At 38.6% G+C, this 20,456-nt stretch carries 14 protein-coding genes and 1 tRNA gene; 11 read left to right on the top strand and 4 right to left on the bottom strand.

What is annotated here, in order from left to right:
- Positions 1-118: 118 nt before the first annotated feature.
- A complete protein-coding gene (locus tag CLI64_RS03280; protein ID WP_103135887.1) occupies positions 119-775 on the top strand; it encodes an SDR family oxidoreductase in 657 nt (218 codons plus the stop codon).
- A gap of 330 nt (positions 776-1,105) precedes the next feature.
- Complete coding sequence (locus tag CLI64_RS03275; RefSeq protein ID WP_225977595.1) at positions 1,106-1,759, top strand: glycoside hydrolase family protein; 654 nt, start codon at positions 1,106-1,108, stop codon at positions 1,757-1,759.
- 166 nt (positions 1,760-1,925) lie between these two features.
- On the opposite strand, the gene CLI64_RS03270 is transcribed toward CLI64_RS03275, so the two are convergent.
- Positions 1,926-2,876, bottom strand: a complete 951-nt coding sequence (locus tag CLI64_RS03270; RefSeq protein ID WP_103135885.1) for an NAD-dependent epimerase/dehydratase family protein — start codon at positions 2,874-2,876, stop codon at positions 1,926-1,928.
- A gap of 293 nt (positions 2,877-3,169) precedes the next feature.
- On the opposite strand from CLI64_RS03270, the gene purD reads away from it, so the two are divergent.
- The 7 genes from purD (at position 3,170) to CLI64_RS03235 (ending at position 14,705) form a co-directional block, all read left to right on the top strand.
- Complete coding sequence (purD, locus tag CLI64_RS03265) at positions 3,170-4,453, top strand: phosphoribosylamine--glycine ligase (protein ID WP_103135884.1); 1,284 nt, start codon at positions 3,170-3,172, stop codon at positions 4,451-4,453.
- Between the two features lie 269 nt (positions 4,454-4,722).
- A complete protein-coding gene (nblS, locus tag CLI64_RS03260; protein WP_103135883.1) occupies positions 4,723-6,657 on the top strand; it encodes a two-component system sensor histidine kinase NblS in 1,935 nt (644 codons plus the stop codon).
- A 408-nt stretch (positions 6,658-7,065) separates the two neighbouring features.
- Complete coding sequence (locus CLI64_RS03255; RefSeq protein ID WP_225977498.1) at positions 7,066-7,752, top strand: peptidoglycan-binding protein; 687 nt, start codon at positions 7,066-7,068, stop codon at positions 7,750-7,752.
- A 747-nt stretch (positions 7,753-8,499) separates the two neighbouring features.
- Positions 8,500-11,103, top strand: a complete 2,604-nt coding sequence (locus tag CLI64_RS03250; RefSeq protein WP_103135882.1) for a dynamin family protein — start codon at positions 8,500-8,502, stop codon at positions 11,101-11,103.
- Between the two features lie 656 nt (positions 11,104-11,759).
- Positions 11,760-13,100: a hypothetical protein gene (locus CLI64_RS03245; protein ID WP_103135881.1), complete on the top strand. Its 1,341-nt coding sequence runs from the start codon at positions 11,760-11,762 to the stop codon at positions 13,098-13,100.
- 460 nt (positions 13,101-13,560) lie between these two features.
- Positions 13,561-14,016 carry a hypothetical protein gene (locus tag CLI64_RS03240; protein ID WP_103135880.1) on the top strand — a complete coding sequence of 152 codons (456 nt, stop codon included), beginning with the start codon at positions 13,561-13,563 and terminating at the stop codon, positions 14,014-14,016.
- Positions 14,017-14,438: 422 nt separating this feature from the next.
- Positions 14,439-14,705 (top strand): hypothetical protein, encoded by a 267-nt coding sequence (locus CLI64_RS03235; RefSeq protein WP_225977497.1) that lies wholly within the window; start codon positions 14,439-14,441, stop codon positions 14,703-14,705.
- Between the two features lie 449 nt (positions 14,706-15,154).
- Here the strand turns inward: CLI64_RS03235 and CLI64_RS03230 are convergent.
- The 3 genes from CLI64_RS03230 to uvsE all read right to left on the bottom strand — a co-directional run bounded on the left by CLI64_RS03230 (position 15,155) and on the right by uvsE (position 18,061).
- A tRNA-Gln gene (locus tag CLI64_RS03230) sits at positions 15,155-15,226 on the bottom strand.
- 205 nt (positions 15,227-15,431) lie between these two features.
- A complete protein-coding gene (locus CLI64_RS03225; protein ID WP_103135879.1) occupies positions 15,432-17,030 on the bottom strand; it encodes an Hsp70 family protein in 1,599 nt (532 codons plus the stop codon).
- An 83-nt stretch (positions 17,031-17,113) separates the two neighbouring features.
- Positions 17,114-18,061: a UV DNA damage repair endonuclease UvsE gene (uvsE, locus tag CLI64_RS03220; RefSeq protein ID WP_103135878.1), complete on the bottom strand. Its 948-nt coding sequence runs from the start codon at positions 18,059-18,061 to the stop codon at positions 17,114-17,116.
- A 276-nt stretch (positions 18,062-18,337) separates the two neighbouring features.
- Between uvsE and CLI64_RS03215 the strand changes: the two genes are divergently transcribed.
- Positions 18,338-18,556: a hypothetical protein gene (locus CLI64_RS03215; RefSeq protein ID WP_103135877.1), complete on the top strand. Its 219-nt coding sequence runs from the start codon at positions 18,338-18,340 to the stop codon at positions 18,554-18,556.
- A 174-nt stretch (positions 18,557-18,730) separates the two neighbouring features.
- On the top strand, positions 18,731-20,302 hold the full coding sequence (locus CLI64_RS03210; RefSeq protein ID WP_103135876.1) for an RDD family protein: 1,572 nt from the start codon (positions 18,731-18,733) through the stop codon (positions 20,300-20,302).
- The last annotated feature ends 154 nt before the right edge of the window (positions 20,303-20,456 follow it).

Below are 20,456 nucleotides of genomic sequence, written 5' to 3'. Positions count from 1 at the left end.
CGGTTAGCACTAAACTTCCATTTTGACTGAAAGCTTATAATTTTGTCATAAACTTCATAAAATCACTAAAATATAAAACTGATCAAGCACACACTAGTTTCCCAGGATAGCGTTTTCGATGAAAGCATTTGTAGCCGGCGCAACAGGTGAAACAGGTCGCCGTATTGTACAAGAGTTAGTAGCACGTAACATCCCTGTGCGTGCTTTAGTCAGGGATATAGAGGTAGCTAGAGCTATTTTGCCACCTGATGCCGAGTTAGTGGTGGGTGACGTATTAAACCCACAAAGCTTAACTACTGCCTTGGGTGATAGTACAGTTGTTTTGTGTGCCACTGGTGCAAAGCCGAGTTTTGATTTTACTGGCCCTTACAAGGTAGATTTTGAAGGCACTAAAAATTTAGTGGATGTAGCCAAAGCCAAGGGCATTGAGAATTTTATCTTAGTAACCTCCTTGTGTGTCTCCCAGTTTTTTCATCCGTTGAATTTATTTTGGTTAATTTTGCTATGGAAAAAACAAGCCGAGGAGTATCTACAAAAAAGTGGACTGACTTATACAATAGTCCGTCCTGGCGGTTTAAAAAATGAAGATAATACCGATGCGATCGTCATGCAAGGGGCTGATACATTATTTGACGGTAGTATTCCTCGACAAAAAGTCGCCCAAGTCTGTGTAGAAGCCTTATTTGAGCTATCTGCACGCAATAAAATCGTCGAGATAGTAGCCAAACCACAAGCCAGTGCTAAAAGCTTTGGCGAATTGTTTCAGCAATGTTAGTTAATGGTCAATAGTCAACAGTCAATAGTCAACAGTCCATAGCCATAAACGATAAAGCATTCTTTTTTTCAAGCCTTTATACTGATCTCTTGTGATGAACCCAGAGAATACTTAAAGCCCCGACTAATGACTAATGACTAATGACTAATGACTATTGACTATTGACTATTGACTATTGACTACTGACTATTTCTGAACTTTGCCGAAATATATACGTCTGTTGCTGTTGTTACTTAAGAGAGTGAATTTGCAAGGAGTAAAACTCTGAAAAGCGTTGAACTCAAAGGGGTGGAAAAGTTTATCGGCCCCATAGCCGCACTACTTGCCTTTGTGTACTTATTTCAATGGTATGTGTTTGGGGATTTGCGATCGCCTTCTGATCCCATCTTCGGAAATAATTTACCGCCTTTGGTGATGCAAGGGGGTGATCCTTATGTCCGCGCTTTAATGCGTACTATTTCAGCCAGTGAAGCCAATAGCAAGCGTCCCTATTCTCTCTTATATGGTGGACAGCAAATCACTGACTTAAGTAAGCATCCTGAAATATGCGTAACTATTCCTGTAGGGCCAAATACAGGTAATTGTTCTACTGCTGCTGGCAGATATCAAATTATTAATACCACTTGGTTTCATATTGCTCCCCGCTATCACCCCAAACCAGCCAACATGATGTTTTGGTCTAATTATAGTTTTGAGCCAGAATATCAAGACATAGTAGTTTATCGCTGGTTAAATGATTCTAGTGTCTGGGGAGTTGATATTTCCCAACAGTTGCGTCAAGGGAAACTCAACGAAGTTTTACGGCGACTCTCCCCCACATGGACAAGTCTGGGTTATGGCATCGAAACCAATTCTATTAGTAAATCTTTGCCCAAGATTTATCAAAAAATGCTCCAAGAAGAATTAACTATGGCCAGTCAACCAAACGCAGCTAATGCAGCTACCCCCAGTCCCAAGGTTAAGCTCCAAGTCAAGCAACCGTAAAGAATTTTGGATTTTGGATTTTGGATTTTGGATTGAACACAAAGTAAGGGCGGATTTGAAAAAATATCTGTCTTTCCAACAGGATAAAACCCGCCACTACAACTCCAAAATCTTAAACTTGCTTGACTGTGAACGGTTAACAGTCAACAAACCCCATAGGAATAGCTTAACTATACAAAGCCTTCACCCATTGCCATTCCTGTAGTAAACCTTCTTGCAAAGACACTTGTGGTTGGTATCCTAAAAGCTGTCGTGCCTTAGAAACATCAGCAGCAGTATGTCTAGCATCCCCCATTGCTTTTTCGATGTGGTTTCTTTTGATGGGTTTATCTACTATTTTTTCCATTGTGTTGAGGATTTCTGCTAAAACAACTCTGCTGCCACCACCAATATTAAAAATTTCACCCACAGCTTCAGGTACAGTAGCTGCTGCTAAATTCGCCGCTACAGCATCCTTGACAAAAGTAAAGTCTCGTGTTTGCTGTCCATCACCATAGATGGGAATTGCTTCATCTTGTAAAACAGCTTTGAAAAATTTGTGAAATGCCATATCAGGGCGTTGTCTGGGGCCGTAAACAGTAAAATAACGTAGAGCCACGAAAGGCACACCAAAGTTTTTATGATACAGTCCACACAAACGCTCGGCAGCTAGTTTAGTAATTCCATAGGGCGAAACTGGCTGTGGAGGAATACCTTCATGAGTTGGTAAGGTTTCCGCATCCCCATAGACGCTAGATGTGGAAGCAAACACAAATCTAGTTAATTGTTTCGCATCTTTAGCTGCTTCTAACATGACTTGTGTGGCGTTAATGTTGCGTTCAGTGTACGCACGAAAACCTTGACCCCAACTGGCTCTAACTCCTGCTTGGGCAGCTTGATGATAAACTACATCTACATCTTGCAGCAATTTTGACCAATCTAAGCTCTGAATATCGTTCTCAATTAAAGTAAAGTTAGGCGAACTTTGTAAGTGAGCAAGATTCTTACGTTTGAATATGGGGTCGTAATAATCGTTAAGTTCATCAATACCAATTACTTGTTTTCCTTGTTCTAGAAGAGTTTCGGCTAGATGAGAGCCAATAAATCCTGCTGCTCCAGTTACAATAACTTTAGTCATGTCCTCTATTTGTATTGTTATTTTTTACTCAGAATACTTATAGGTTAATCTCGATAATCCTGGAATAGCTATTCTTTAGCAATAGGAATCAAAAAATAGGAATTTTATTTTTAGGGGTGTAAGGGTGTAAGGGTTAAAAAAATATAATAATTTCTATTCGTTTTTCACTCATACCCCTATACCCTCATACCCCTACACCCCTAACAAGGTACTTGCATCAAAGTAAGAATTGGTGAAAAATTGATCCGCAGCCATCAGGCATTCTTACTCTCAAGGGACGCAAGAGGAAATCAGTGAAAGTTTTAGTTGTAGGGAATGGCGGACGCGAACACGCGCTGGCTTGGAAATTGTTGCGATCGCCCCAAGTTGATCAGGTAGTATGTGTACCAGGTAACGGTGGTACAGCCACTCTGGCACGTTGCCAAAATATCCCCTTGGCAGTGGATGATTTTGAGGGTATCAGTAAATACGCCTTAGATAACGGGATTTCGCTGGTGGTGGTAGGGCCGGAAGTACCCTTAGCTAAAGGTATTACTGACTACTTACAAGCAAAAGGATTAAAGGTATTTGGCCCTACCAGAACTGGTGCCAAAATTGAAGCGAGTAAAGCTTGGGCAAAAGCTCTGATGCAAGCAGCAGAAATTCCTACTGCTAAGGCTGCGGTATTTACTGAGGCAACGGCCGCTAAATCTTATGTTCAAGCTCAAGGTGCACCGATAGTTGTCAAAGCCGATGGTTTGGCTGCCGGGAAAGGTGTTATTGTTGCTACCACCATAGAAGAAGCAGAAAACGCCATTGACACCATCTTTCAAGGGCAGTTTGGCAGTGCTGGGGAATTTATCGTTATTGAAGAATGTTTAATCGGGCAGGAAGTTTCGGTGTTAGCCGTGACAGATGGCTTGACCATTCGCCCTTTATTGCCTGCCCAAGACCACAAACGCATCGGTGAGGGGGATACAGGCGAAAATACAGGTGGCATGGGCGCGTATGCCCCAGCACCCATTGCTACGCCAGAAATTATGGCTAGGGTGCAAACGGAAGTTTTAGAAAGAGCGATCGCAGCTTTAAAATCCCAAGGTATCGATTATCGTGGTATTCTCTACGCCGGCTTGATGATTTCACCCGATGGCAACTTTAAAGTTTTAGAATTTAACTGTCGCTTCGGTGATCCTGAAACCCAAGTCATCCTGCCACTCTTAGCCACACCCTTAGAAGAGTTGATTTTAGCTTGCGTCGAGCAACGTTTGAGCGAATTACCCCCCTTAGCATGGCATGAAGGCGCATCTGCCACAGTAGTAGCCGCTTCCGGCGGTTATCCAGGGGACTATGAAAAAGGCAAAGTCATAACCGGAATTGCAGAAGCCGAAACCAAAGCAGCCACAGTCTTTCACGCCGGCACAAAATTAAACGAACAACAACAAATCGTCACAGATGGCGGCCGAGTCTTAAACGTGACAGCTACAGGCGAAAACTTCCAGCAAGCCCTAGCCAAAGCTTACAACGGGCTACAATCTATTCAATTTGAAGGGATGTATTACCGTAGAGATATTGGTCATAGAGTGCTGAGTGCTGAGTAATGAGTGCTGAGTAGTGAGTAATGAGTAATGAGTAGTGAGTAATGAGTAATGAGCAGTGAGTAATGAGTGATAAGTTTTGTTAGCGATAGCGCGGTGTTTAGCCGGTGCTGAGAGTTAGGAAATCAATTCTACCTTGTCCACCTTGTCCGCCTTTTTCCCAGTCCCCAATCCCCAATCCCCAATCCCCGAATTACCATATTTGTCGAATAAACTGTTAATTTTTTAGTTGTTGGGGTTGATAACCTAAACTACTAACAACTTTATTTGCAATGCTGTCGCTGTTAAAAACAATCCGAGAAGCGATCGCCAATTGGTGGTCAGAGTTCACACTTCAAACTAAACTTTTGGCTGTGGCTACTTTGGTAGTCTCTTTGGTCATGAGTGGTCTCACTTTCTGGGCGGTAAATACCATTCAGCAAGATGCCCGCATGAATGATACCCGCTTTGGGCGGGATTTGGGACTACTACTAGCTGCTAACATCACTCCTTTAGTAGCTGACCATAATCTCACAGAGGTAGCTAAATTTTCTCAACGCTTCTATAGCAGTACCTCTAGTATCCGCTATATGCTCTACGCGGATGAAACTGGCAAGATTTACTTTGGGATTCCCTTTTGGGAACCTGAAGTAGAAAACTCGCTGACTATTGAAAGGCGTATTGAACTGCCAGAAGATTACCCAGAGGAAGGGGATAAGCCAATGGTGCGGCAACACATGACTCCTGATGGAGTCGTGACTGATGTATTTATCCCTCTAATTGTTAATAAAAAATATTACGGTGTATTAGCAATTGGTATCAACCCCAATCAAATAGCCGTTATCTCTACTAATTTCACCCGTGATGTGACCATTGCCGTGTTTATTACGATTTGGGTAATGGTAATTTTGGCTGGAGTGATCAACGCTTTGACAATCACTAAACCCATTAAAGAACTACTAGTAGGGGTAAAACAAATTGCCGCCGGTAACTTTAAACAGCGCATCGATTTACCTTTGGGTGGTGAATTAGGGGAGCTAATTTTCAACTTTAATGAAATGGCGGAACGGCTAGAACGCTACGAAGAGCAAAATATTGAGGAACTCACAGCCGAAAAAGCCAAGCTGGAAACCCTCGTCTCTACTATCGCCGATGGTGCTGTCTTAATTGACAATAATATGCAGGTGATTTTAGTCAATCCCACGGCACGGCGTATCTTTGGTTGGGAAGGTAGTGATGATGTAGTAGGCAGTAATGTTTTACATAATTTGCCCCCAACCGTGCAAATGGAAATCACCAAACCTTTATCCTTAATGGCCGCCGGTGAATGTGAAAGTGCGGAGTTTCGTTTGGCTTTAAATCAACCCGTTAAGCGCACTATCCGCATTCTCTTAACTACGGTTCTCAATTTGCAACGGGAGAGTATTAAAGGCATTGCCATTACTGTGCAGGATATTACTCGTGAAGTAGAACTCAATGAAGCTAAAAGCCAATTTATTAGCAATGTTTCCCACGAACTGCGAACGCCCTTATTTAATATCAAATCTTTTATTGAAACTCTACATGATTACGGTGAAGATTTAAGTGCAGAAGAAAAACGGGAATTCCTGCAAACAGTTAACCATGAAACCGATCGCTTAACTCGCTTAGTTAATGATGTTTTGGATTTATCGAAGCTAGAATCTGGTAAGACTTATAACTTCTACGGTGTAGACTTAGCCCAGGCGATCGAACAAACTCTGCGGACATACCAACTCAACGCCAAAGACAAAGGAATTGAAATATCACAAGAAGTTGCTCCTCAATTGCCCCTAGTTACGGGTAATTATGATTTGTTACTACAAGTTTTAGCTAACTTGGTGGGTAACGCACTTAAGTTTACTCCTGCTGGCGGTAAAGTTACCATTCGTGCCTATCAATTAGATATCCACGCTTTATTACCCAATCAACCCCCACAAGTACGCGTAGAAGTGTCTGATACAGGTATTGGTATCGCACCAGAAGACCAACAGGCTATTTTTGACCGTTTCTTCCGTGTGGAAAACCGCGTTCACACCTTAGAAGGTACAGGTTTAGGTCTTTCCATTGTGAGAAATATCATCGAAAGACACCGCAGTAAAGTAAATTTGGTGAGTGAAGTTGGTGTGGGTACTACTTTTTGGTTTGATTTAACTCTATTTGAAGTAGAAACACCGAAGCCAGAAATTGAGCCTACAAATGTTAGCTAATCAATCGTATTAATCAGCTTTATGGCTTTTCTTAGTCTGCTGAGGTACAAATTGATCCACATTGATCTGTTTACCTGTGGTTACTCCTACGGTGAAGCAAGCTAAATTTGCGTTTAGCTATTGTGGTTTGTACTTCACTATGGTTAAGAAAGGCCATAAAGCAATTACGAAAAAGATTTAATTAACTTTACATTAGTTAATATAGTTGCATTTATTGTCACCGATTTACTTAAATATTTAATTGCAATCCACAAAATCGTGAATTAATTTACACTCATAAAATTACGCATATAATGGCTCTATTACTTAAGCATTAGCTATTTAGTATTGGATGTCTAGATATATTGCTTTTGTAATTTTGTATAATTAGCGTTTTGCTTCGTAGCCAACATTTAGGTAATCAGTAAAATGAGTGATATTGCAATGTTGATGACAGGCGTATTAATGACAAAGCAACCATCGGCTGCTCAAGTGATCAATCCGCCTATAATTCAGTCAGAACAAAATATGCAGGAAGTGAGACCAAATCCACCGTTTCAACTAACTGCACAAGCGCAAGCTATTTCACCTAGATATGTGTCATCCAGTAGCCATGTCTCACAGAATTTATTAGCGCATAAGCCTAAACCTCAAAAAAGTCGCTTAACCAGGGTTAAGCAAAGACTTCCCAAAAACTTGAATCAAATCACCAAATCATCTGCCTTTAAATCTCTCAAAGATAATGTTCCTGCTAAAAAAAGCTTAATAGTTCAACAGCGCAGAGATAAACTTATTCCCGACAAATTGCCAAAAGCCAGTTTACTCAATAGACGAAAGTTAACAAATCAGCAAAACAGAGAAGATGATCTTGCTTTTGTCAGTTCTCCAAGCTTCAGCCGCTACCCATTACCTAATTTAAGTTTTAGAAATTCTGGTGTAGCGGTAAAGGTATTACAACGCCTGTTAATGGCTAACGGCTATTATGTGAGAGTAGATGGCAATTTTGGTGCATTAACAGAGAGTGCCGTTAAAGCTTTTCAAGCAAAACATAATTTAAAGGTTGATGGAATAGTAGGGTCTAAAACTTGGCAATATCTGTCCATGTACAGCCAATGAGCCAAGATACTACATGGGAAAATTACCTCTGCTGACTATACTCCAACATCAAACATTAACCAGACTACTTTTCAGTCCGTGACTAGCTCAAAGATCATCTGAAATATGATTTTGTCGCAACAATCAAGGTGCATAAACCTATATCATTATGGACGCAAGTTTTAAGAAGGGAACATCTGAGGGTGCAAAAAATCAATGAGGGGTTACACCCCTCTTGCCAATCATACAGAAATTCGCTACATTCTCAGCACTACGTAGATATACTCTTCTTTAGTATTTTTATATTGTTACCACACAAGTTTTTTAGGCAAGATTTCTTACCTAATAGTCTTGTTGGTGAAAAATAAATATTCACCTAGTACGTGCAACAAACGAAATTAGTAAGAGATTTTTCGTTGGTCTGCATCTGAAATAAAGTAAGTTTTATTGATAATTTACATAAGAGAAATCTATATTTAACTCTTATATGGTGCTACTACTTGACTTTAAAAAAGTATTGAGCCGTCATTTTCTGTATTATAAATTTAGATGTTGTTATACTTGCGAAAAATTAAGCTGACTTTATAGACATGAAACCATCCTCAATGGAAAAAAAATTCATTAAACATAAGAAACACCTCAAAAAAGAATAATCGATGATGAGTAGATAGCTATAAAGAATAACCCCCATTTTATGCGATAATTCTTCTGCTATTATGCTTAAACTTCAAAACAATATTCAATAAATGTAGTGGCTGACAATTATTTATGGATACATCATTGATTGGGAATCAGGTGGTTAATTTTTTGTCAAATATTACTGGACAAAAAATGACACAAAAAGATGTTACTCCGCCAGTTTTATTTTTAGCTAATTTGATTGTTGTCTTGTTAGGAGTAATCCTAATTGATGGTTCTGTTACCGAGAAAGAAAAACAAAGATTAGTTGAACTATTATATCGCTTTAGCACACCAGAAAGTGACATCCGTAAATTAACCCATTTGATGATTAAAGGAATTAGAAAATATCAGCTTTATCGCAAGTTTAACGAATTATTAGCTATCACTCATCCCCTATCACAAGCAGAAAGATTATTGTTGATTGGCTTTGGCTATGAGATGTCTACAATTAACGGCAGCATGGGTTTACGTGAACAGAGATATTTGGAAATTGTAGCTCAATATTTAGACGTTAAGCCACAACATTTAGCAGTGTTGGCATCAGCATTCAAACCACCAGATAACTTTGATATAGAAGTTTTAAATGAAGTAGATGATTTACTAAATCCATCACATTTCCAAGCATTAAATCCTAAAATATCTCTTCAGTTATCCTCTGAAGATTTGATCAATTTGGCTGTTAACACTAACACACAAGAAAGTAATCCTCGTGTTTATGTCTATTATGAAGGGTTGAAGAATTTCCAAGAATTTAGTAAACATTTAGAGAATTATTGCCATCAGGTTTTGCAGATAATTCAAACTTGTAATCAACGGGGGTTTTTATCTAATGACTCAGATAAATTAGTTGATAAAGCTAGGGAAGTCTTAGAAAGAGTCAGATCACACAAATTTAGGCTAGCAGTTGTAGGTGAATTTAGCCAAGGAAAATCTACTTTACTCAATGCTTTATTAGGTGAAGAAATTCAACCGATGCGAGAGATTCCTTGTAGTGGTACGGTAGCTGTCTTAAAGTACGGGGAGAGAAAACGGGTAGTCTGTCGTTATAAAGATGGAAGAGAAGAAGAAATACCATTTGAGGAGTATAGACAACAAGCAAGTATTTCTGAAGAGGTTGCTATTGGTTCACTCAACGAAGAATTCATACAATCTACTATTGAAGATATCATTGTTGAACATCCAAATTTGACATTATGCAATAGTGGTGTAGAGATAATTGATTCACCGGGTTTGAACGAAAATCCCGAACTCACAGCTATTACTCAGAAGTTACTTCACGATATTGATGCTGCTATTTTTGTGACTAATGCTTCGCGATCGCTAACGCAAGGTGAGCGTGAGTTGTTGAATCAATTGCGAATCAAACTCAACGGGGGTAAAGATAAAGAACCTGCAAGTAACTTATTCATTGTAGGTAATTTTATGGATTTAGTGCGTACAGAAAAAGGTCGTGAGCAGATTCAAAAGAGAATTTTGAATTTAGTTGAAGGTGATAACCCCATAATTACAGGAAAAAATCGTGTTCACTTCCTTTCAGCTCAAACCGCACTCAATGCGATTTTGAATAAGACTGAAGATGAATATCAAGAAAATTTTGACATTTTTATTAAATCCCTTGAAAGATTCTTAATGCTGGAGAGGGGAGGACTAAAACTTTATCAATTGTCTGATAAACTCAATAAAATAATTCAAGAAATCACTGAACATCTGCTGCATTTTAAAGATGCTCTAGAGTCGGAAATTAATATTGCAGAAGATGAAAAACATAAAATCCTAGAAAGAATTGGAGAGTTTAGTGGACGGGATGTCAAAATATGTTTATTAACAATTCAACTCATAGAACAAGCACTGGAAAAAGCTAGTGTTTCTTGGAATGAGTGGTATGAGGGTTTAGATGAACGCATGGTATTTAGGAGTGAGCATTGGCATTCTGAACATAGACTTCTCTGGAATCAGGATAAGTTAATTCGTGACTATATTCAGTATTTTGTCAGAGATTTATCTAATGAAGTTGATGAATGGGTGAATACTCATCTGAAAAATTTAGTTCTCAAAGAGAACTTACAAAACCTCAATATCAACATTAAGTATGAGTTAGAAGCCATTCAATCAGAATTTAATTTATTAGACATTAGAAGTAACACCACATTCAGTGAAGAATTAAAACTTTCTATTAATGATATTACTGATCAATTAATTGAGTTAGATAGTATTGATTTCAGTGCTGCATTAAAAGAAGAGGTACTAGTATTTACCGGAATTGGATTTATCCCAGTTGCTTTAGCTAATATCACTTCGGTAATTGCCAGTTCTTTTGGCTCTAGGATGTTAGACAGCGATAGATTGCATAGTCAAATTAAAACATCTGTTTTAGAAATAGGATTTCAAAAGTTTGATGAATCAATTGATAAGATATACGAAAAACTCCAGGAAAATATTGAAAGATTTTTTGATACCAAAGTCGAAGCAGTAAGTCGAGTGATTGAAGGAGCTATATCTGTGTATGAAAAAATCTTGGAACAGCAAGAGCGATCGCATCAGGAAATGTTAGAACAACATTATGCAACTAAATCCTGGATTATGAACAAATGTCAAGAACTTGAGGAGATCAGCAACAAAATCAGTACAGATATTGCGACTTGGAATTCAGAAGTAATTAATAAAGTAATTATTAAGAGAGAATACGATTAACTGGCATTGCTTCCCTGGAGGTTGACGGAGAAACAGAGAATCAGAAACCAAACATAAAATGTGTACTGAGTCTTTATTATAGCACTGTTTGTTTAGCAATTTTATCTGTATAAAATTGTCATATTTTCTATTTATATACTTAATCGTTACATATTTTAGTAAATTTCAACAATTTTACAAAAATACAAAATAACTGCTAATTTTTAAGTAGGAATCAGTATTCTTATTGCTATTTCTTAAAACACATTTCATATAATTGAAGACCAATTTATTCAAATCCTGAAAAATATAGCCTTTCCTAGTCTGCTGAGGTACAAATTTATCCGCGCATTCTACCGCAAACAAGCTAAAGCTACGTTTAATTATAGTTATTTGTACTTTAACCAGGAAAATTGCGAATTGCGCTCTTCTCTATGAAAGGCTGTACTAACGTAGCTGAAGTTACTCCATTGTGAATTGAGATTAAACATAATTTCAAATTAAATTGGCAGAAGCCTCTATATATTAAGTAGAAATGAGGTTAATCTAGTAGTAATACTGAGGTATTTATTTGTGTGAATGACTATTTTATGAATCTATTGTCGTAGTTTTATACTGCTTGCTTCTTCAGGGTTCTTCCGTTTAGGTGCAATATCTACCTTTTTACAGAGTAAAGTATGCTGTTTGAATTTACACCATCTATTAAAGCTAGTCTGGAAGCTGGTAAATACGTAGAAATACTTAGTAATGGAATCTCCATCGGCATAGTACGTGACACCGCATCTGAAGGCTTGTTTGCCCCTGCTATCGGTGCTTTAGTGGATAGTTGTCCCTTATCTCCCTTGACTGTACCAATTCAATTCCTGATGACAGGAGCAATTTTAGGGGAAAATACCGTACAAAAGCATCAAGCTTTCTACGCCAGAAATCAGCAGAATATTCGTTTACAAACAGGCTTACAGTCACTGCGAATAAATATAGAAGTTTTGCAAACAACTACAGCTATGATTGAGTTGAGTAAGACATCAAATGTGGCATTAGAAGCAGTCAATTTGCAACAGATACTCAAACTCAAAAAAGAAGTTGAGCAAATACATCTAGAAGTTAAAGACGGCTTTATCGATTTGCAACAAGCTTTCAAATATCAAGGCATAGAAGTACGGCAAATTGTCAAGGAAGTAGCCGAAAACATTGAGTTTGACAAGCATCGTATAGTTCTAGTCAAGGCATATAAACTATTACTCAAGGCACTTAATATTTTACACTCAGCATTAAAATTACGAGATAGTCATCAAAGAAATGCTGAAATCGATAGTGCTAGGGAAATTTTGCTTGAGGCCTTAGCTTATTATATGAGTCCTCAGCTATTAGAGCAAACTTCTGCACCAGGTCAACTCCGCAGACTTGAATGTGCTTGGGCAGTTGAGCAAGCAATTGTCATCACATATCAATTGCAAAATGAGATGGTAGCTGTGAGCGATCGCCTATCTTATCTACGGGATCAAATTAAAGAACATACCTGTACAGTAATTAGCAATTGTGAATCATACGACGAGCTTAATTTTCTCTTTCCCGAAATTAGCCGCATTTGTAAACACGATTTAGCTATTTTGGAAATATGGCAGGCGCGCATTGATTGGATACGTTCATTGACAGCTAAAGAATTGGAACTTTTAGCTAGTAACGAGAGTAACAGTTCAGAGTTTACAGAGTGTTGGAATAGTAATCAATCTGTAACTGATACATCAGTGCCACCCGAACAAATAGCCTATGAAGATTTAGCTGAAAAGTCTCATTTTTATTCTCTGCTGGATCAACTGATATTTATGTTCAAGCCTGTTTTACGTCAGGAATATGAGGTTTATATCAACCAACAAGCTCATATTACGGGTCACAAAATATTAGTTCCTAAGAATTTGCAACAGGCATCTCATCTAACAGTTGCCAATCTTTACTATTATTTCAAAGTGAGGGATGAGACGAATATAGAAGAGACATTAGAGACAATTATCGCGTAATTTTCTAGAAAATTGCGCTGGTTTGTAAATTGGCGAGGTAGATAGTTATGAACCGCATTTTTAACTATTATAAGGTGGAAAAGCACACTTTTTTACTACTACCTCAACAATTAAATTACACCCTAAAAATTAACTAAATCAGTGAGAAAAAATAACTATGTCATAATAGCGTTTCGCTTGAGAGTTGATTCATTGAGAAAAGTTACTTTTCGACAGTAAAACAGGGGGTGAAGTAGATGATGATTTTATTGCAGAGGCTGAATTAGATAGTAGGATAAAAGAGGCTGACGAGATTTTGTTCCTGGTATGTAATAAACTAAAGTAATCTCAACCAATTTTCACAATACTTGATAAAAGTTTAGATTATTGAGTTGAAAGTTATCTATATGTCCGTTAATGCAGAAAGTATTTCTGAACAGAGTTAGCCAACAATGTATCCGCAAAGTTTTGGGGAGGCCGCATGAAAAAATATATATGGAAAAATACCTTTGCAGGTATTATTTTAACAGTCGCTGCGGTAAGTTGTGGATACTTGGCAGTTCAGTACCTTGGCAGATACACTATGCTTGCGATTGGTGCAGGAATGTTTGGCTTAGGTGCGGCAGTTCATAGAACTCAACAATCGCCACACCAAAAATCTCTACCAAAAAATTTCGATGTCACTAAACATCAAGTCGAACTACAAGCATCAGAAGAAACAACCAAGAATATGTATGCTGTTTCTACAAATCACAGTCCTACTAGTGCTAACCATCATTCAGTCACAGATGCTTCAAGATTTGTAAAACCTAAATTAACAACCGCCAGAAAATTACGTATATCTCAATCTGGCTACTGTCGCAAACGGCTTGCGCTATGTCATAGGGCTAAAGTTGAGAGTTTAACTAAAGTGATTTCCCAAGACAAGTTACGATAAAAGTCCATGTTAGAAAATATTGTAATTGCCAAAAAGTTAGGCATTTATGATTAAATCATGTTTATCATCACTTCATTAAAATACGATGAGAAGATTATGAATAATCTAATTTTTATATAACAGCTAATCGATACATCTTTATATAATTTAAGTAACAAAAAATATAACTTCATAATGCACATCAATATATATAGTCAAATAAATTTTATGTGTTTTTTTAGTAGATGAACTTGCTGATAGCATCCAAATGAAAAATACAAAAGAAATTGACTTATATTTTTATAATGCCACTAAAATGGGCGTAATTTTAGCCGACTATAAATAGTGGTAATATGAGATGCGATTTCAGGTAAAATAACTAATAATGACTCTAGTTCCCAAAAATCTGTTACAAGTAAGCTCTGAATAATAGAGTGAAAATTGTGACAGAATTTTTATCAAGGTGCAATAATTCAAGAATAATGTGGATGCGGCTGATGATTTCAGAACAGGAACTATTAAAAAAGTGGGGTTCTCTTACGCAAGATAAACAAAAACAAGTGTTAGACTTTATGGATTTTCTTTATTGGCAAGATATTAACAGCAAACCCGGATTGGAAAAACGTCTCCAGCAAATACGTAATAAAGTAATCGAACAAAGTATTCCTTTATACGGAAATTCTAATGTAGTTAATGATCAAATTCCATAACTATTAAGTTTATCAACATTAATTGAACCTAAAAAAATGTGGATACATTAAAGCAACTCATACCAATTTTGGATTGTGGATTTTGGATTGAACGCTGAGATTTATAGGCTATTCCAGAAGTTCAAAAAATACTACCTCTCCCAATTTGGTATGAATACTTGAGCATTATTTAGAGTCTTGGTTTGCTATGTAGAGTATGGCTACAGCTACCAAGGCTTTTCAACTTCAACGCTTTTGGTATTGCTCCAAATACCTCAGATAAAAACGGGTAGTTAGCCAATTGATTATATGTAAATACGCTAGTGTGGAGATATCGCTGATGAATTAATCTGAACGGATATATATCTACATTAGGTTAGTTTCAACTTTGCTTATGTTCTGTTCAGCTTCAAAAGTTAATTAAGGATAAAAAGAGGTGATGGTTGCCAAGTTATAGAGCTTAAATTAAACTGGGGCGCTAGGATTCGAACCTAGGGATGGCGGGACCAAAACCCGCTGCCTTACCACTTGGCGACGCCCCAACGTTTCGACTTTATTAATATAGCAGGTTATCCCTTGGTTGTGTCAAGTAGTCTTAAGAGAATTTTTCTGAGAAATGATGGCATCAAAATCAGGGGCTAATATTATGCAAGAGTTGAAAAAACATCCCAGCATCAAGAATCCACTTCCAACGCTTAGACTGGCTGGGTGAAAAAACTAATGTCTGGAGATGTGCTGTAGTGTTTTTTAGCTCAACTGGGCAACGAGTTGATTTTCTAAGAGAGTTTCACTGGTTAATAAATCCTCAACGGTGATGCGTAAAAACCTTTGCTGATCAACCTGAAATAAAATTTTAATGCGATCGCTCCCCGGAAACCCTGGGGGTGTAAGTTGGGCAATAGTTCTGGCACCCTCTTGATCATTTAGGGGTTTAACGCTGGTGACACCGCTATCTAAGCGACGGGTAATTAAGCGATCGCCATCAAAATATACTTCTGTCCCGCCTGTTTCTGCACCGAGTTCACCAATAATTAACTCAATACTGGGCTGATTCTCTAAAGAAGCACCCAAGTATAATTCTACAGGCTGAGTCATGGGGTAAGCTTGTCCGGCTTTAATAATCGGATGCCAATTATGGCGTTGGTTACGGCGATCCCAATACCGCACACCATAACTATGATAGAGAAAATCTTTGATTTCTACGCCTTGGGATAGTTGCAATGCACCTTGGGCGATCGCTTCAAAAGGACGTTCACAACGAATCTTTTCGGCTGGGAAATATTGCCTTACCCATGTCTGCACTGCTGGTAGTTGTACAGTGCCACCTACTAACAACACAGCGTTAATATCTGCAAGTTCAATGCCTTGGCGGCGCGCTTGCTGCAATAGATTCGTCATTGACTCATCTAATTGCTCAAAAAAGGCGTGTTCTTTGAGAATATTGTCTAAGGTGTCGCGGTTTAATTCTAGTTCGTAGCTTTCAAAGTTTTCATCATCAAAATAAACTTCGCTGGCTTGGTTTTGGCTAGATAGTTGAATCTTGACTTTCTCTGCTAGTCTGATGGTTAAGGGACTAACGGCTAAACCTTGGTTTTTGGCAAAGTAATCTACCAACCAATTATCAATATCTGTACCGCCTAAATTCTGCCCGGCTTTAGCTAACACACGGGCGGTTTTGACTTTTTGTTTGGAGTCTTCAGCTAAGGATTTATTGCCCCACTTGAGGAGAAAACCCACAGGCTTAGTGTTGGCTTGGCTACTTTTATTTAACTGCACTAAGGATAAATCTAAAGTACCACCGCCAAAATCAATCACTAACAAATTTTCTGCCTCCCCTAAACCGTAGCCTAAAGCGGCGGCTGTCGGTTCGTCTAGCATCCGCACCTGTTCGACGGGTAAGGCAAGGCATACTTTACCTAGCCAATAGCGATAAGCTTCAAAGCTATCTACGGGAACAGTTAAAACGAGGGAATCTAACCCGCCTTCTAGCGGTGCGAGTTGTTCAATGACTTGGGTGAGAAACCATTGTCCTACCTGTTCAAAGGTGATGGTTTGTCCGTCGATTTCTGGGAGGAAACCTTGGATATCTGAACCGATTCCCCGTTTGAAGCTGCGGAAAAATCTGGTGTCGCTTTTGAGGTCAAGACCGCGATCGCGCACTTGTTGCCCTACTATGATTTTACCTTGGTTGGCATCTTCTACATATAATAGGCTGGGAATTAGTGGGGGGTTGAGGCTTTGTTGGATGGATAAGCCAGGTAGGGCCAGGGTTTGGGGCTGTTGGGTTACGGGATTCCAACGGGCAATGACTGTGTTACTTGTACCAAAATCGATTGCGATCGCCATAGTCTAAATTTTATTTCGCGCATTCGCCCTTGGCGTTCCGCTTGCGGTAGGCGCAAAGGCGCAGAGAGTGTTTAAGGTTGAAACTATTGTCCCATAACCCACCATGAGCGCAGATGTGAAATTGCAACTTCTTTTTGTTTGGCTTCAATTTCTATCCAGGGTGCTTGGTGGTAAATATTGGGCATGGCGGTAATTAGATCACTGTGTTTTCTGTCGTTGAATGTTTGTTCACCGTTGGAAATGTGGACTAGTTGCCAGTCTGGATGTGTCCAGGTTTCCCTGGCGGCGTAAAACATAGCTTCTGTGCTGGGATGATTGTAACTGTCTAGTTTTTCATGGCAAATATGATGATGGGCATCAAATACCATTGGGATTTGAGCTTGTTGGCAAACTGCTAAAATTTCTGCGGCACTGTAGGCGTATTCATCATTTTCTAGTGTTAAACGGTTTTTGATGTTGGTGGGTAATTCGCTGATGACTTTAACTAATTGTTGGCTACGTTGGGATTTACCGCCATGAATATTCATTAATGACCAAGGTGAACAAGGTAAGCCGAGTAAATCGAGGTTACGGGCGTGTCTGGCTAAAATTTTGATACTCGTTTCTACCACTTTCGGAGAATCAGAACTCAGGACTACATATTGGTCTGGATGCAGTACCATTCTGATGTTTAATTGTTGAGCTTTTGCTCCGATTTTACTTAAATCAGCACTCATTGTTTCTAAAATATTTGCGCCGATTTCGTCTTCTATGTCACTCAGAGGAAACAAAGCCGAAGACATTCGATACAGTCGAATCTTGTTGGCTTCGCAAAAAGATAAGGCATCATGTAAACGCTGTAAATTATGTTGATAAATTTCTTGCAAAGCAGCTTCGCGCTGAGTCAAATTGAGTTTTAAGTAGTATGTGCGCGTCATTGTCCGAAAGCGGACTTGTTTATCCACAGTAATGCAAACTAATCCTAATTCTGGCTTAGTCTTTGGGTTTAACTTTGCTGTCTGGGACAAATTATTTAACTCGATTGCAGCCATTGATCTGTCATTACTTACCACCTTCTCATTTAACTGAATTTTCTCGATGAGTGTGGAGTATCTCAAGCCTGATTTTGTGTGGATTTTACCACTGTGAACTAAACAGAACCAAAGGCAGAATGTCAAGATTTAGATATGTATCTTTTGGCAGTGCTGTCAAGTTAGTGAAATATTTATTAATATAGGTATAAATCGAGTGTCAGGAGTTTCCAGCAATTCAAGGTAGCAAACATTGTTCAGAAATCAGTGACTTTTCTAGCAAAGGAGCAGAGGAGCATGAAAGACCAGCCACAGTCAGACTCTAAGGAATTTCTAGGTAATCTCAAGAATGGGATTTGGCTGTTTGGCCTTTCCTCTTGGGTGTTTGGTATTACTGATCGCAGTATCGCTTCCTTTGCCGATGGCTATCTATCTGCATTGGATTTGACACAACTATTTACAGCCGCCACTTTCTTTGTAGCCTGGTTATTTTTAAAGCCAACATCTAGAGTTTAATCAAAATTCAAAATCCAAGCAGGACAGCAGGTTTTCAGGGGTTTGAGTATTTTTAAACCCCTACACCCTCACACCCTTACACCCCTAATCAGGGTAAAAATTTATCTGGTAAGTAGCAGCGATCGCCCATAGGAATTGTATATTGGTATAAAATACCCATTTCCGTAGCTATCAATGAGCTACTGTATTAACCCCAATTGCCTCAAACCAGAAAACAAACACGATGCCCTATTTTGCCAGAGTTGTGGTTCAGAACTACTCTTGGAAGGGTGCTATCGTGCAGCTCGTTTACTCAGTGACCCCAATAAACCCAGTGGCTTCGGTACTATCTACGAAGTAGAGGATCATGGTCAGCAAAAAATTTTGAAGGTGCTACATAACAACCATCCAAAAGCGGTGGAACTATTTCAGCAGGAAGCCAATGTCTTAAAAAAATTACAGCATCCAGGTATTCCCAAAGTCGAATCAGACGGCTACTTCATTTATTTTCCTCGAAATAGTCAACAGCCCCTCCATTGCTTGGTGATGGAAAAAATTGAGGGGATGAATTTAGAAGAATATCTCATCCGGAGGAACTTTCAACCCATTGGCGAACGGGCGGCTATTCGTTGGTTGAAACAACTAGCAGAAATTCTCCATCAAGTTCATCAACAACAATATTTTCATCGTGACATTAAACCACCTAATATCATGCTCAGACCCGATGGGCAGTTAGTATTAATTGACTTCGGGACAGCAAGAGAGGTAACACAAACCTTCATCCACAAAGTATCAGGACAGCAAGTTACAGGGATTATTTCCACCGGATATACACCACAAGAACAAATGAATGGGAAAGCTGTTCCCCAGTCAGATTTTTTTGCTTTGGGACGGACTTTTGTTTATTTATTAACAGGTAAAACCCCTGATTGCTTTCATGAAGATTCTCGCACCGGACAGTTAATTTGGCGAGATAGCATCACAGAAATCTCCCCAGGTTTAGCAGATTTAATTGATTATTTGATATCGCCATTTCCTGGAAATCGACCAAAAGACACAGCAGAACTTTTAAACATTGTTACGCAATTAGAAAACACCTATCGCACTTCTAACCCTAAATTTTCTCAAAAACCAGCTCAAGTTCCTGTTAACTCTCAGAATAATTATCAACAAACACCCGTTTATCAAACACCGATTTCTCAAACACCTGTTTCTCTAAAATATGTCGGCTTTTGGCAGCGTTTTGTCGCTTACTGTATTGATTTATTAATACTGTCTATTTTAGGAGCTTCAATAGGCTACATTTTTGGATTGACATTTCCCAACTTCTCACATTCAGCCTATACCTACAGCACTACTGCTGCTGCTAACAACGCTGGTATTAGTGGTCTTTATGGAAGTATTGGTGGCACATTTGGCGGTTTAGGAGTTTTGTTGTTATTAACAGCACTTTTAACTACCTATTCACCTGAAGGTGGGCCAGATGTCATTCCTACATTATTAGCAGTGATCCTCTGCTGGCTTTACTTCACAGTTCTAGAAACATTTTCTAAACAACAAGCAACTATAGGCAAACTGCTTTTAGGTATTACTGTTACTGACCTCAATGGTAATGATATTTCATTCTTTAAGGCCAACCTCCGTTACTGGTTTAAAACTATTTCCACTATAGGTTTATTTATCGGTTTTATTATTATCGGGCTACATCAAAAAAAGCAAGCCCTACATGATTTGATAGCTGGTACTGTAGTGATCAAAAAACGTTAATTCACCTGTTGAACTTTAATTAATTCTTATCTAGCCGCCAGTCCCCAGATTTGAAATGTCTCTTAAAATATATGAATCAGCCATCAGAGTTAGAGGTCAAATATAAGAAAATGTATCCTATTTTTATATTAATTTGTAGTATTTTAATACTGTA

Source organism: Nostoc sp. CENA543 (genome assembly GCF_002896875.1).
GTDB lineage: Bacteria > Cyanobacteriota > Cyanobacteriia > Cyanobacteriales > Nostocaceae > Trichormus.
This window is presented reverse-complemented; position numbering and strand designations above follow the sequence as displayed.